This window comes from Nonomuraea sp. NPDC049784, assembly GCF_040659615.1.
GTDB lineage: Bacteria > Actinomycetota > Actinomycetes > Streptosporangiales > Streptosporangiaceae > Nonomuraea.
Window position 1 is genome coordinate 1 of sequence record NZ_JBFAMX010000259.1, and the last position, 14,043, is coordinate 14,043.

Genomic DNA, 14,043 nt, shown 5'->3' on the forward strand with positions numbered 1-14,043 from the left:
GTCCAGCCTGGGGGCGTGGCGCGGCAGCCGCGTCACCGCGCCGCACACCGCCACCCGCGCCCAGGTCGCCCCGGCGACCGGCGAGGCGCTGCTGGCGACCTGGCACCTGCTGCTCGACGAGGGCAGGCTGCAGGACGGCGAGCCGTACCTCGCGGGCACCGCCCGCGCCGCCGAAGCACTGGTCTCCGAGAGCACGGCAGCCGAGCTCGGGGTCGCGGACGGCGACAAGCTCGTCGTCGGCGGCAACGTGACGCTGCCCGTGCGCGTCGCCGACCTGCCGGACCGCGTGGTCTGGGTGCCGACGAACTCCGGCGGCTGCTCGGTCACGCGCGACCTGCGCGCGGTGGCCGGCGATATCGTCACCATCGGGAGCGCCTCATGACCCACGTTCTCGCGGCCGATCCCACCCTCGCCGACTTCGGCAAGGACCCGCTGTGGATCACGATCATCAAGGCCGTGCTGCTCTTCGTCTTCCTGATGCTGGGCGTCCTGTTCGGCGTCTGGTTCGAGCGCAAGCTCATCTCCAGGATGCAGAACCGGTACGGTCCCAACCGGGCCGGTAAGTTCGGCCTGCTGCAGTCGGTGGCCGACGGCCTGAAGATGGGTCTGAAGGAAGACCTCTTCCCGCGGACCGTCGACAAGCTGCTCTACCTGCTGGCCCCGGTCATCATGGTGGTGCCGGCCTTCCTGGCCTTCTCGATCGTGCCGATCGCGCCGATGGTCAACCTGTTCGGCGTGCGGACGCCGCTGCAGCTGGTGGACCTGCCCGTGGCCGTGCTGTTCATGCTGGCCATGGGGGCCGTGTCGGTCTACGGCGTGGTGCTGGCCGGGTGGTCGTCGCGGTCGCCGTACGCGCTGCTCGGCGGTCTGCGGTCGGCGGCGCAGGTGGTCTCGTACGAGATCGCCATGGGCCTGTCGTTCGTGGCCATCTTCCTGTTCGCCGGGACGCTGTCCACCTCGGAGATCGTCAAGGCGCAGGAGCAGACCTGGTTCGTGGTGCTGCTGATCCCGTCGTTCCTGGTCTACGTGATCTGCATGTTCGGCGAGGCCGCGCGCATCCCGTTCGACCTGCCCGAGGGCGAGGGCGAGCTGGTCGGCGGCTTCCAGACCGAGTACTCCTCGTCGCTGAAGTTCGCCCTGATCATGATGGGCGAGTACCTCCACACCTTCACCGCCTCCGGCATCGCCGTGACGCTGTTCCTCGGCGGTTGGCGGGCGCCGATCCCCATCTCGTGGTGGGAGGGCGCCAACCAGGGCTACTGGCCGGTGTTGTGGTTCTTCATCAAGTTCGTGCTCACCTTCTGCTTCGTCATCTGGGTGCGGGCCTCGCTGCCGCGGGTTCGCTACGACCAGCTCATGTCGCTGGGCTGGAAGGTGCTGATCCCGGTCAACCTGGCGTGGATCCTGCTGGTGGCCGCCGTGCGCAACGTGGTGGTCAACGACGGCAACAAGATGCTCGGCATCGGGCTCGGCGTGGTCATCGTGATCGGGGCGCTGGCCATCTGGATGCGGTTCGACACCGTCAACCAGCGGCGCAAGGAAGCCAGAAAGGCTCAGGTCGAGGCCGAGTTCCAGGAACTGTCCGAAGAGCCGACGGCCGGCGGTTTCCCAGTGCCGCCGCTCGATCTGCCGCACTACCACGGGGTGCAGCGCAAGGAGATTCCCAGTGGGACTAACTGATTGGCTGAACCCCGTCAAGGGCTTCGGGGTCACCTTCCACACAATGTTCAAGAAGCCCGTCACGGTGAACTACCCGGAGGAGAAGAGGCCGACGGCCCCTCGCTTCCACGGGCGTCACCAGCTCAACCGCTGGCCTGACGGGCTGGAGAAGTGCGTCGGGTGCGAGCTCTGCGCCTGGGCGTGTCCGGCCGACGCGATCTTCGTCGAGGGCGCGGACAACACCGAGGAGGAGCGGTTCTCGCCGGGTGAGCGTTACGGACGCACGTACCAGATCAACTATCTGCGGTGCATCCTGTGCGGCCTGTGCATCGAGGCCTGCCCGACTCGCGCGCTCACCATGACCAACGAGTACGAGCTCGCCGACACCACGCGCGAGAGCCTCATCTACACCAAGGAGATGCTCCTCGCGCCCCTGACCCAGGGCATGGAGCAGCCGCCGCACCCCATGCGGCTCGGTGAGACCGAAGAGGACTACTACCGGCTGGGGCGGACCAATGGGTGAGACGGTCACGTTCTGGGTGCTCGCCGTCGTGTCCGTCGGCGCCGCGCTCGGCATGGTCTTCAACAGGAAGGCCGTGTACTCCGCGCTGATGCTCGGCACGGTGATGCTCTGCCTCGCGGTCCTGTACGCCGCGCAGGACGCGCCCTTCCTGGCCGCGGTGCAGATCATCGTCTACACCGGCGCGGTCATGATGCTGTTCCTGTTCGTGCTCATGCTGGTGGGCGTCGACTCCTCCGACTCCCTCGTCGAGACGCTTAAGGGCCAGCGCTTCTGGGCGGCCATCGCGGCCATCGGCTTCGTGGTCCTGATCATCCTCGCCTTCGGCAACGCGATCTTCGCAAACCAGGCCGGGCTGGCGCAGGCCACGGCGCAGGGCGGCTACATCCGCTCGATCGCGCTGCTGCTCTTCACCAGGTACGTGTTCGCGTTCGAGATCACCTCGGCGCTGCTGATCACGGCGGCGCTGGGCGCGATGGTGCTGGCGCACCGCGAGAAGCTCGTCGAGAAGCCCACGCAGAAGGACCTGGCCCGCGCCCGGTTCCTCGGCGACCGCCCGTCGCCGCTGCCGGGCCCCGGCACCTACGCCAGGAGCAACGCCATCGACATGCCGGCGCTGCTGCCCGACGGAACGGCCGCCGAGTCCTCGGTCAACCGCTACATCGCGCGCTACGACGTCGAGCACGGCCACCTCCCCGAGGACCCGAGGCTCGCCGAGGCCATCCAGCACACGGCCGAGGAAGACGCCGAGGAGCGTGGCATCGAGCCGCGCGGCGTCGAGCAGAACAATGAGGTGACCAAGTGACGACGCACTACCTCGTACTGTCCGGCCTGCTGTTCGGCATCGGCGCCCTGGGCGTGCTGATCCGGCGTAACGCGATCGTGGTGTTCATGTGCGTGGAGCTCATGCTCAACGCCTGCAACCTCGCCTTCGTCACCTTCTCCAGGCAGGTCGGCAACCTGGAAGGCCAGATCATCGCGTTCTTCGTGATGGTGGTGGCCGCGGCCGAGGTCGTGGTCGGCCTGGCAATCATCGTGACGATCTTCCGAACCCGCAGGTCCGCGTCGGTCGACGACGCCAACCTGCTGAAGTACTAAGAGGTGACTGGTGCAATCTGAAATCGCTCAGATCACCCAGCACACCGGCGGCGTGATCGGAGTCTCCTGGCTGATGATCGCCTTCCCCCTGGTGGGAGCGCTCATCCTCCTGGTGTTCAACCGGTTCACGAACCGCTGGGGCCATCTGCTGGGCGTGGCCATGTCCCTCGCCTCGTTCGTCGTGGCGGTGCTGGCGTTCTTCGAGCTCATAGGGTTCGGGGAAGAGGAGCGCCGGCGGGCCGTCGAGCTTTACGACTTCATCCCCGGCATGGTGAAGATGGGGCTGCTGATCGACCCCTTGTCGATCAGCTTCGCGCTGCTGATCACCGGTGTGGGCTCGCTGATCCACATCTACTCGATCGGCTACATGGCCCATGACGAGCACCGGCGCAGGTTCTTCTCCTACCTGAACCTGTTCGTGGCCGCGATGCTCCTGCTGGTGCTGGCCGACAACTACGTGGGCCTGTTCATCGGCTGGGAGGGCGTCGGTCTGGCCTCGTACCTGCTGATCGGGTTCTGGCAGTTCAAGCCGTCGGCGGCGGTCGCGGCGAAGAAGGCGTTCATCGTCAACCGCGTCGGCGACTTCGGCCTGCTGGTCGGCATGTTCGTCATCTGGACGTCGTTCGGCACGCTCGCCTTCAAGGACCTCGGGGCCAAGGTGAGCGGCGTCGAGAACGGCACCACGCTGGCCATCGGCCTGCTGCTGCTCCTCGGTGCGTGCGGCAAGTCCGCGCAGCTCCCGCTGCAGTCCTGGCTTCTGGACGCCATGGAGGGCCCGACCCCCGTGTCGGCCCTGATCCACGCGGCCACCATGGTGACCGCCGGCGTCTACCTGGTGGTACGCTCCGGGGCGTTCTTCTTCCCCGAGGGCTCGGGCGCCGCGCTCGCGGTGGCCATCGTCGGCGCGGCCACGCTGCTCGCCGGTGCGATCATCGGTTGTGCGAAGGACGACATCAAGAAGGGCCTGGCCGGTTCGACGATGTCGCAGATCGGCTACATGATGCTCGGCGCGGGCCTCGGCCCTGCCGGGTACGCGTTCGCGATCGGCCACCTGATCACGCACGGCTTCTTCAAGGCCGACATGTTCCTCGGCGCCGGCTCGGTCATGCACGGCATGAACGACGAGGTGAACATGCGGAAGTACGGCGGGCTGCGCAAGTACATGCCGATCACTTTCGTCACGTTCTTCATCGGCTACCTGGCGATCATCGGCTTCCCGCTGCTGTCCGGCTACTTCACCAAGGACGGCATCATCGAGACCGCGGTGCACCACCAGCCGGTGCTGGGCTGGCTCGCCGTGCTGGGTGCGGGCATCACCGGCTTCTACATGTCGCGGATGGTCTTCATGACCTTCTTCGGTGAGAAGCGCTGGGCCGAGGACGCGCACCCGCACGAGTCTCCGGCTGTCATGACGTGGCCGCTGATCATCCTGTCGATCGGCTCCATCGGGCTCGGTGGCTACCTCGTGCTGAACGGGACGCTCTACAACTTCCTGCGGCCCGCGGTCGGCGGCGAGGGGCCCGCGCCGAGCTTCGACTTCGCCAGCACGCCTGGTCTGGTCACGCTCGTGCTCGTAGCGGTCGGCGCCGGCTTCGCCTGGGTGAAGTACGGCCGGGCTGAGGTGCCTGCCGTGCAGCCGCGCGGGTCGTTCGTCACCACGTTCGCCCGGCGCGACCTGTACGGTGACGCCCTCAACGAGTCGCTCTTCATGCGCCCCGGTCAGTGGCTGACCCGCATCGCGGTGTTCTTCGACAACCGCGGCGTCGACGGGCTGGTCAACGGCCTGGCCGCGGGCATCGGGGGCAGCTCCGGGCGCCTGCGGAGGCTCCAGACGGGCTTCGCAAGAACATACGCGCTGTCCATCTTCATCGGTGCCGCCCTGCTGACCGGCGCCCTGCTCCTCGTTGGGAACATCTGATGTCACCCTGGCTTCCGATACTCATGGCGGTGCCCGTGGTGGGCGCCATCGTGGTGGCCCTGCTTCCCAAGGGCAGTGACAAGCTGGCCAAGCAGGTCACCCTGCTGGTCTCGCTGCTGACGCTGGTCCTCACGGGTGTCATGGCCGCCGGGTACAAGCCGACGGGCCCGCGCTTCCAGTTCACCGCCGAGTACAACTGGATCCCGAGCTTCGGCGTGAAGTTCGGAGTCGGCGTCGACGGCGTCGCACTCGTGCTGATCGCCCTGTCGGTGGTGCTGGTGCCGATCGTGGTGCTGGCTTCCTGGCACGACGCCGACGGCGTCAAGACCGCCGACGGCACGCTCATCACGCCCAAGCGGTCGGTGAAGACGTACTTCTCGCTGCTGCTGGTGCTCGAGACGATGATGATCGGCGTCTTCGCGGCGACCGACATCTTCCTCTTCTACGTCTTCTTCGAAGCCATGCTGATCCCGATGTACTTCATGATCGGGTCGTACGGCGGTGCCCAGCGGTCCTACGCGGCCGTCAAGTTCCTGCTGTACTCCCTGTTCGGCGGCCTGCTCATGCTCGTCGCGGTCATCGGGCTCTACTTCGTGGCCGGCAAGTCCACGTTCATGTTCCCCGAGCTGATCGGGGCCATCAAGGACCCGGCCATGCAGAAGTGGCTGTTCGGCGGCTTCTTCATCGCCTTCGCGATCAAGGCGCCGCTCTGGCCGGTGCACACCTGGCTGCCCGACGCGGCCGCGCAGGCTCCGGCCGGGGCCGCCGTGCTGCTGGTGGGTGTGCTGGACAAGGTCGGCACGTTCGGGATGCTCCGCTTCTGCCTGGAGCTGTTCCCCGACGCGGCCAAGGCGTTCACGATGCCGATCGTCGTACTGGCGGTCATCAGCATCATCTACGGCGCCATCGTGGCCATCGGGCAGACCGACATGAAGCGGCTCATCGCGTACACGTCGATCTCGCACTTCGGGTTCATCGTGCTCGGCGTGTTCGCCATGTCGGACGTCGCCCAGTCCGGTGCGGCCCTCTACATGGTCAACCACGGCTTCGCCACCGGCGCGCTGTTCCTGGCCGCGGGGTTCCTCATCGCCAGGCGCGGCTCGCCGTTCATCGGGGACTACGGAGGCGTGCAGAAGGTCGCGCCGCTGCTCGCGGGCTTCTTCCTGGTCGCCGGTCTGGCCGGTCTCTCGCTGCCGGGGCTGTCGTCGTTCGTGAGCGAGTTCATGGTCATGATCGGCACGTACTCCAGCAAGGCCCACGGCTCGGGGGCCCTGACGGTGGCCGCGGTGATCTCCGCGGTGGCCGTGATCCTCGCCGCCGTCTACATCCTGTGGATGGTCCAGCGCGCCATGAACGGGCCGACCGCCGAGCCGGTCAAGGCATTCAAGGACCTGAACGCCCGCGAGGTCTGGGTGCTGGCCCCGCTCGTCGCTCTGATCATCGGGTTCGGCTTCTTCCCCAAGCCGCTCCTCGACGTGATCAACCCGTCGGTGCAGCAGACGCTGACCAACGTGCATGTGCCGGCCTCCACCATCGCTGAGAAGGGGACAGGTCAGTGAACTCCATCCCAGCGCCGACGATCGAGTACGGCACGCTGGCGCCGCTGCTGGTGGTTTTCGGCGCGGCCATCATCGGGGTGCTCGTAGAGGCGTTCGCGCCGCGATACCTGCGCAAGTCGATCCACGTGCCGCTCACGCTGCTGAGCCTGTTCGGCGCGTTCATGCTGGTGCTCGTGCAGGTCATGCGGGGCAACGTGCCGACCGCGCCCGTCGCCATGGGGGCGGTCGCGGTGGACGGGCCCGCGCTGTTCATCTGGGGCGTCATCCTCGTCCTGTCGTTCGTATGCGTGCTGCTGATCAACGACGAGGGCCACTTCGTCGCCTCGGCCGCGGCTGTGCCCGGCAGCGCCGACGAGGAGGAGGCCGAGGCCGCGGGCGGCGGTCACACCGAGGTGTACCCGCTGGTGCTCTTCGCGGTGGGCGGCATGCTGCTCTTCCCGGCCTCCCACGACCTGCTGATGATGTTCGTGGGCCTCGAGGTCATGTCGCTGCCGCTCTACCTGCTGTGCGGCCTGGCCCGCCGGCGCCGCCTGCTGTCGCAGGAGGCGTCGATGAAGTACTTCCTGCTGGGCGCGTTCTCCTCTGCCTTCTTCCTGTACGGCACCGCGATGGTGTACGGCTTCGCCGGCACCGTCTCGCTGCCCGGCATCAACGCGGCCATGGGCAAGAGTGCGTCGCTTGACCCGATCCTGATGCTCGGGCTCGCGCTGCTCGGCGTGGGCCTGCTGTTCAAGATCGGCGCTGCGCCGTTCCAGGCCTGGAAGCCGGACGTCTACCAGGGCGCTCCCACCCCGATCACCGCTCTGATGGCCTCCGGCACGCTGGTCGCGGCCGTGGGCGCCGTGCTGCGGGTGTTCTGGGTGGGTCTGGGCAACCTCGACTGGGACTGGCGGCCGATCTTCTGGGGCGTCGCCGCGCTCACGATGATCGTCGGCTCGATCCTGGCGATCACGCAGACCGAGATCAAGCGGATGCTGGCGTACTCGTCCATCGCGCACGCGGGCTTCCTGCTCGTCGGCGTGATGGCCACGTTCGGCTCCGCGGCCCAGAACGCCGTGTCCCTGAAGGCGATCCTGTTCTACCTGGCGGTCTACGGCATCACCACGGTGGGCGCGTTCGCGGTGGTCACGCTCGTGCGCGACCCTGGCGGCGAGGCCGGGCACCTGTCGCGCTGGGCCGGGCTCGGCAAGCGCGCGCCGGTGCTGGCCGGGGTGTTCGCCTTCTTCCTGCTGGCCTTCGCCGGCATCCCGATGACGAGCGGCTTCTTCGGCAAGTACGCCGTCTTCGCGGCCGCTCTGAACAGCGGAACGCAGCCCGGCGACTCGATGGGCGGCTGGATGGCCGGCCTGGTCGTGGTGGGTGTGGTGGCCTCGGCCATCGCCGCGTTCTTCTACGTCCGCGTCATCGTGCTGATGTTCTTCAGCGAGCCCGCGGCCGACGGCCCGGCGATCGCGGTGCCCAGTATGGGGACCGTGGCCGTCATCGCCGTCTCCCTGCTGGTTACCGTAGGAGTGGGGCTCTACCCGGAGTCCGTGCTTGGTGTTGCCAACGACGCTGCTCACAGCCTGTTCATTAGATAAGGGGATCTCGTATGTCTGCGCCTCCCGTGGTTGACCTTCCCATCGAGGACGAGCGGTTGGCGCAGGACCTAGCCACCGGAATGGCTGCGGTCGAGAAGCTCCTGCGCTCGTCGGTGGAGAGCGAGGACGCCTTCGTCACGGAGGCGTCCAAGCACCTCATCGAGGCCGGCGGCAAGCGGTTCCGCACGTTGATGCTGCTGCTCGCCGCGCAGTTCGGCGATTCGTCCGCGCCGGGCGTGGTGCCCGGTGCGGTGGTGATCGAGCTGACCCACCTGGGCTCGCTCTACCATGACGACGTCATGGACGAGGCCCCGGTACGCCGGGGCTCACCGTCCGCCAACGCCCGGTGGGACAACACCGTGGCGATCCTCACAGGCGACTATCTGTTCGCCCAGGCGTCCGACATCCTCGCGGACCTCGGCCCGGAGCTGATCCGCATCCAGGCTCAGACGTTCTCCCGTCTCGTGCAGGGGCAGATCCGCGAGACCATCGGCCCCCGCGACGGTGAGGACCCGATCGCTCACTACCTGGGCGTTCTGGCCGACAAGACCGGCTCCCTGATCGCCGCGTCCGGCCGGTTCGGCGCGCTGCTGTCCGGTGCCCCCGCGGACGTCGAGGAGCGGCTCAGCCGGGCGTGCGAGGCCATCGGCGTGGCCTGGCAGCTCGGCGACGACCTGCTGGACGTGGCGTCCTCCGGTGCCGAGTCGGGCAAGACGCCGGGAACGGACCTGCGCGAGGGCATCAAGACGCTCCCGGTCCTGTACGCGCTGGCGTCGGGCGAGGCTTCCCGCCTGGGTGAGCTGCTGTCGGGGCCGGTGGCGGATGAGAACGTGGACGAGGCGTTGACCTTGCTCCGCGCCCACCCTGCCATGGGGCAGGCGCGGGCGGAGCTGGAATCGTGGGTGGACCGGGCTCGTACCGACATCTCCGGCCTCCCCGACATCCCCGCCAGATCAGCATTTTTGGTGCTATGTGACTACGTGGTCGAGCGTTCGGGCTGATTCCCGCACTCGCCGTGCGGCCCGAGCCGTCCTGAAGCTGTCGTACGTGAAGATCGCCAAGGCCACCCAGACGATCGAGAAGCCGATCCACCGGCTGGACGGCATGGTCTCCTTGGCGATCAGCACGCCGCAGGCGAACTGCAGGACCGGCGCGATGTACTGCAGGAGCCCGATGGTGCTGAGCGGCACCCGGATGGCCGCCGCCCCGAACCAGATCAGCGGGATGGCGGTGGCCAGCCCGCCGCCGATCAGCAACAGGGCATGCCCGAGGCCCTCGCCGGTGAACGTCCCCTGCCCGCCCGTCTGCAGGAAGAGGATGTAGCCGAGCGCGGGAAGGAACAGAACCAGGGTCTCGATGGCGAGACCCTCGGTGGCCGCCACGTTGGCCTGCTTCTTGACCAGCCCGTACACGCCGAAGCTCATGGCCAGCGTGAGCGCGATCCACGGCGGCCGCCCGTAGTCGACCGTCAGCACCAGCACCGCCAGCGCCCCGAACCCGACGGCCACCCACTGCAGCGGCCGCAGCCGCTCTCGCAGCAGCACCACGCCGAACAGCACGCTGACGAGCGGGTTGATGAAGTAGCCCAGAGCGCTCTCGACGACGTGCCCGCTGTTGACCGCGTAGATGTAGACGCCCCAGTTCACGGTGACGAGCACGGCGGCCAGCACCAGCAGGCCCAGCTTCATGGGCTGCCTGACCAGGGGACGAAACCAGGACCAATGCCGGCGGACGGCCAGCACGGCGGCGACCACGACCAGCGACCACACCATGCGGTGGGCCAGGATCTCGACGGCCCCGGACGGCTTGAGCAGCGGCCAGTAGAGGGGGAACAGGCCCCAGATGGTGTAGGCGGCGATCCCGAACAGGACACCGCGCCGAAGGTCAGGCATGAACCCCATCTTCGGCCATTACCACCTTTAAACACAAGTTTCGCCCACTATACGGAATTGTGTAGTGGCTCTAAAGCGTTCACGGCTATGTACTCTGGGACAAGACCTAGTGGAGGTAGTGCCATGGGCTGGCTTTTCGGCGGTAACAAGACATCGATGGTCCGACCCGAGGACGCCCTCCCGGGCCGCCCGGACCCCATGCCGATCCCGTCCCGCCACGCGGTCCTCGACGCCCCCCTCACCCCGCCACCGGGCCTGGAGATCGCCGACTTCGGCCTCGGCTGCTTCTGGGGCGCCGAGCGCAAGTTCTGGCAGACACCCGGGGTCGTCACGACTGCGGTCGGCTACCAGGGCGGGTACACGCCGAACCCGACGTACGAGGAGGTCTGCAGCGGCCTCACGGGGCACGCGGAGGTCGTTCGGGTGGCGTTCGACCCGGCGAAGGTGTCGTACGAGGAGCTTCTGAGGGTCTTCTGGGAGGCCCACGACCCGACGCAGGGCATGCGCCAGGGCAACGACGTGGGGACGCAGTACCGTTCGGCCATCTACTACCACTCGCCGGAGCAGCAGAAGGCGGCTGAGGCCTCTCGGGATGCGTACCAGGGGGTGCTGAAGGCGGCCGGCTATGGCGAGATCTCCACGGAGCTCGCCCCCGCGGGGCCGTTCTACTATGCCGAGGATTATCACCAGCAGTATCTTCACCGCAACATTAACGGCTACTGCGGGATCGGAGGGACCGGGGTCGCTTGCCCGGTGGGCGTCGCGCCTGCTGGTGAGTGAACAAGGCGGTCTTCGACGAGGTCTGTGTGCTCTGGGCGGAGCACATGGGCTTGCCTTTCCCCGATGACCTGCATGGCGTGGACATCTACGATCGGCCGGTCGTCTACCTGGATTCCTGCATAGCAGGCCCGATCACCAGCTATGTCGGGAGCCAGAGGGGCGTGCTGACCGATCGTCAGCTGCGAATCGTGAAGGAGTGCGCTCGTGATCTGCGGGCGCTGCTTCCGCGTCTGCGTCGCCGCGAAGGGCGAACGTACGTCGCGCGGTTAGTCCGAATCGGCGAGCTGATCATCAGCGATGCGCATGCAAGCTCTGAGCAGAGCAAGTAAGCGCGGCGACAATCTTCACTACATGGTCAAGCCGCCGCCCGATGGGCGGCGGGCGGCCGGGCGGTCCGGGCGGGCGTGCGGCCTCTCCGGGCCGGTCCCGCCCGGCCACCCCTTCGCACCAACGGACGCAGGCAGAAGCGCATAGAGAACATTCCGTGCCCCCAAGCGGCGGCGGGCTCCCGGACTGAGCCGATGAGATCGAAGTATGCCTCCGGCGGTAGCACTCCGGCACCGAGGTGATCGCCACACGGCTCTGAACGTAGATGGGTGGCTGGGGGCTGATCACCTCGCACACCATCGACTCAGGCAAGCCCAGCAGACCGGCTCCTCCGTATCAAGCTCGGCTGTGACCGCAGGGCAACGAATGATCGAGGAACGGCGACCGGCGAACGTACACGCAAAGCCGAGCTTGACACTCCGTCCCCGACCCGCTGCCGCTACGCGGTGAGTCGACGGCGTACGAGGTGATCAGGGCCTGGAGATGAGTGCTGGCCGCACGAGCGGGACCTACCGCGCGTCGCCCAGGAGCAGCGCGGCCCAGAGCCGTTGCGCTTCGGCGGAGGACAGCTGCCGGCGAGCAGCGCCTTGGCGATCAAACGGCTCCTCCCGAAATAGCGGCACATTATTGCAATAAGTAGTTTTGGCGGGCTTGGCGCTCCTACGATTGAACACGTGGCCACCTCCGATGTGATCGCGATGATTGCTGCCATCATCGCGGTAGCTTCCTTGTTATATGCTCGTCGATCCGCAATCGCTGCGGTGCATTCGGCCAAGGCTGCTGCCGACTCTGCCCATGCAGCTGCTCGAAGTGCGGACGCCGATGAGCTTGCGGCCGTTCAGCAGGCGCGGACAGAAGCCGACTCCGGACGTGTAAGGGTCTACGTCAGCTTGGAGCGCCCCCAGGGGTGGAGGCTCACCTACCTCGGAAAGGTGATCTGCGACCAGTACATATTTGAGTTCGCCAATCAGGCGGATTTCGAGGGGAACTGGCTCGAAGCTCCTGTCCGCGGCATCCTCGTTAATGAGGACACGCGCACCATCGTCGTGGACGATTCATGGTCATGTGTAGGCGGATCGACTCCACTATGGCCCGAGCCTCTTCCCGAGCCCATCAGCGATCATCGTGGAGTGCGAGTACCGCCTGGCGGGGCCGTCATTCTCGAAACGACTATCGGTGCGTGGACCGAACGTTGGCGAGAGCTGTGGGTCGAGAACAACTTGGAAGAGCTTTGGTCCCGCGGCCCTGCGACCTCCCTGCGCGTGTGGGCTGCCCAAGAAGGCGATGGAGTGGACTACGCGGCGGAGGACCGCCACAGTCCGCCTAGTGGATGGGAAATCCGGATAGGTGTATATGACTGGGCGCTGGAGCCGAGGCCCAAGGATGACCCGGATGCGCTCACTTGGTGTGTGCGCGGCAAGCCATCATTCATCGTTACCCGCTCTCCCTATCGACCATCTCCTCAGAGCATCCACGAGCTCATGTGATCGGACGATCGAACGATCGGGAGATTGGAAGCTTCTGACACCAGCCCGATCTGCGGCTGTGCAGTCGTCTGACCACCGTGCTGCTGAGTGACCAACTGTGTGACAACCGAGGCGTACAAGTGCGGACGCCTATGGATCTATCCAGACTGTTTACGCAGCTTAGTCCGGCTAAGGAGCTTGATAAGGACCGCGATCAAGTGGCTTCGCATCGAAGGAGGCGTCAGCCTTGTTCGGGGAATGGCTCCATGACCCAGGTGGTGCAGTGCTGGCCATCTCGGCGGTTTGCCGTCGTGGTGAGCTGACGGCGCAGGAGGCCCTGCTCTTCTGCCGCAGACCATTAGCCGCCGTGTATGTGGACGGTGGACATACAGCGTTATTGATCAAACTCGGGGAAGGTTGGGGCATACTTCCTCAATGAGGATCGATGCTCCGACATCGCTGGGGTCCATCACGTGCCCGTCCGGGCGACTCGTGGTCGCCGATACCGGCTATCTGAACTTGTGGTCAGGGGACGTGCCTCCAGCAGTGGACGAGGACATGCTCTCCGCGGTAGACGATCCCGCGTTGCGTGAGAGTATCCGTGCATCGGTTGACCTGGCCGTGGTAGGCCCTGACGCCGAGACTGCCGCTCGCTCCTTCAATCGCCAGCCAGGTACGTGGCTCTATGACATTCCCGGACATGGGGTCGAGCAACTGGTCGGCGTTTTCGCCGAGCACTGCCAGGCGCATGGGTTCGATGCCTGGCTGGAACGTCAAGAACCTCGGGTGGCGCATCGTGAACGTGTCGAACACGCAGTGCGGGCCGGCGGTTCAGAGTTCATCATGAACGGCGTTCCCATCGTGGCGATCGGTGGTCTACCCACCGATCAGGAAATCGCCGTGACAGCAACCTCCCGGGATTTCGGGAATATCGGTGTGCGATGGGAGTCGGTCACCCTGAGGATGCGCTCCACGCAGCCCACATCGACCAGACTCTTGGGCCATGTCGGGGTGGACGCGGCTCGGCTCAGCCTCATCGATGCCGATGGGTTGGCATCGTGGCGGCATGAGGAGCCGATCGACGGCATGGCCGACGTTGCGTTCTGGGGACGGTCGGTACAGGAGGCCGCTGCCGGCTTTGGCGCCTCATGCCGACGGCCATGGAAGACTCCTGGTAGGCGGCCAGTTGAGTCCCGGCTGATGGCCACGAGAATTCCCCGTGGATGGCCTCAGGTGCCCTGATC

13 protein-coding genes and 1 pseudogene are annotated in these 14,043 nt (G+C 66.5%); 13 read left to right on the forward strand and 1 reads right to left on the reverse strand.

Features of this window, described 5'->3' with window-relative positions; all coding sequences use genetic code 11:
* The 9 genes and pseudogenes from AB0J09_RS36825 to AB0J09_RS36865 all read left to right on the forward strand — a co-directional run.
* Positions 1-382: pseudogene (locus AB0J09_RS36825) on the forward strand (NADH-quinone oxidoreductase subunit G); the annotation flags it as partial.
* Complete coding sequence (nuoH, locus tag AB0J09_RS36830) at positions 379-1,680, forward strand: NADH-quinone oxidoreductase subunit NuoH (RefSeq protein ID WP_360701329.1); 1,302 nt, start codon at positions 379-381, stop codon at positions 1,678-1,680. The pseudogene AB0J09_RS36825 and the gene nuoH, both read left to right, overlap by 4 nt.
* On the forward strand, positions 1,667-2,182 hold the full coding sequence (gene nuoI / locus AB0J09_RS36835; protein ID WP_360701332.1) for an NADH-quinone oxidoreductase subunit NuoI: 516 nt from the start codon (positions 1,667-1,669) through the stop codon (positions 2,180-2,182). The genes nuoH and nuoI overlap by 14 nt, the downstream gene beginning before the upstream one ends.
* Positions 2,175-2,984, forward strand: a complete 810-nt coding sequence (locus tag AB0J09_RS36840) for an NADH-quinone oxidoreductase subunit J (RefSeq protein ID WP_360701335.1) — start codon at positions 2,175-2,177, stop codon at positions 2,982-2,984. Before nuoI ends, AB0J09_RS36840 begins: the two co-directional genes overlap by 8 nt.
* Positions 2,981-3,277, forward strand: coding sequence for an NADH-quinone oxidoreductase subunit NuoK (gene nuoK / locus AB0J09_RS36845; RefSeq protein WP_344998565.1), 297 nt, complete (start codon positions 2,981-2,983; stop codon positions 3,275-3,277). The genes AB0J09_RS36840 and nuoK overlap by 4 nt, the downstream gene beginning before the upstream one ends.
* Before the next feature lie 73 nt (positions 3,278-3,350).
* A complete protein-coding gene (nuoL, locus tag AB0J09_RS36850) occupies positions 3,351-5,195 on the forward strand; it encodes an NADH-quinone oxidoreductase subunit L (protein WP_360701360.1) in 1,845 nt (614 codons plus the stop codon).
* Positions 5,195-6,754 carry an NADH-quinone oxidoreductase subunit M gene (locus tag AB0J09_RS36855; RefSeq protein WP_360701337.1) on the forward strand — a complete coding sequence of 520 codons (1,560 nt, stop codon included), beginning with the start codon at positions 5,195-5,197 and terminating at the stop codon, positions 6,752-6,754. Before nuoL ends, AB0J09_RS36855 begins: the two co-directional genes overlap by 1 nt.
* The gene (gene nuoN, locus AB0J09_RS36860) at positions 6,751-8,334 is read left to right on the forward strand and encodes an NADH-quinone oxidoreductase subunit NuoN (protein WP_360701340.1); all 1,584 of its coding nucleotides are present in this window, start codon (positions 6,751-6,753) and stop codon (positions 8,332-8,334) included. The genes AB0J09_RS36855 and nuoN overlap by 4 nt, the downstream gene beginning before the upstream one ends.
* A gap of 11 nt (positions 8,335-8,345) precedes the next feature.
* Positions 8,346-9,335: a polyprenyl synthetase family protein gene (locus tag AB0J09_RS36865; RefSeq protein WP_360701343.1), complete on the forward strand. Its 990-nt coding sequence runs from the start codon at positions 8,346-8,348 to the stop codon at positions 9,333-9,335.
* Here AB0J09_RS36865 and rarD read toward each other — a convergent pair.
* Entirely contained in the window at positions 9,303-10,226 is a 924-nt protein-coding gene (gene rarD / locus AB0J09_RS36870) for an EamA family transporter RarD (RefSeq protein ID WP_360701346.1), read from the reverse strand. The two genes, AB0J09_RS36865 and rarD, sit on opposite strands and share 33 nt — an antisense overlap.
* Before the next feature lie 123 nt (positions 10,227-10,349).
* Between rarD and msrA the strand changes: the two genes are divergently transcribed.
* The 4 genes from msrA to AB0J09_RS36890 all read left to right on the forward strand — a co-directional run bounded on the left by msrA (position 10,350) and on the right by AB0J09_RS36890 (position 14,041).
* Entirely contained in the window at positions 10,350-11,006 is a 657-nt protein-coding gene (msrA, locus tag AB0J09_RS36875; RefSeq protein WP_360701348.1) for a peptide-methionine (S)-S-oxide reductase MsrA, read from the forward strand.
* On the forward strand, positions 11,003-11,335 hold the full coding sequence (locus AB0J09_RS36880) for a hypothetical protein (RefSeq protein ID WP_360701351.1): 333 nt from the start codon (positions 11,003-11,005) through the stop codon (positions 11,333-11,335). Before msrA ends, AB0J09_RS36880 begins: the two co-directional genes overlap by 4 nt.
* Positions 11,336-12,007: 672 nt before the next feature.
* Positions 12,008-12,820, forward strand: coding sequence for a hypothetical protein (locus AB0J09_RS36885; RefSeq protein WP_360701354.1), 813 nt, complete (start codon positions 12,008-12,010; stop codon positions 12,818-12,820).
* Positions 12,821-13,234: 414 nt separating this feature from the next.
* Complete coding sequence (locus tag AB0J09_RS36890; RefSeq protein ID WP_360701357.1) at positions 13,235-14,041, forward strand: hypothetical protein; 807 nt, start codon at positions 13,235-13,237, stop codon at positions 14,039-14,041.
* The last annotated feature ends 2 nt before the right edge of the window (positions 14,042-14,043 follow it).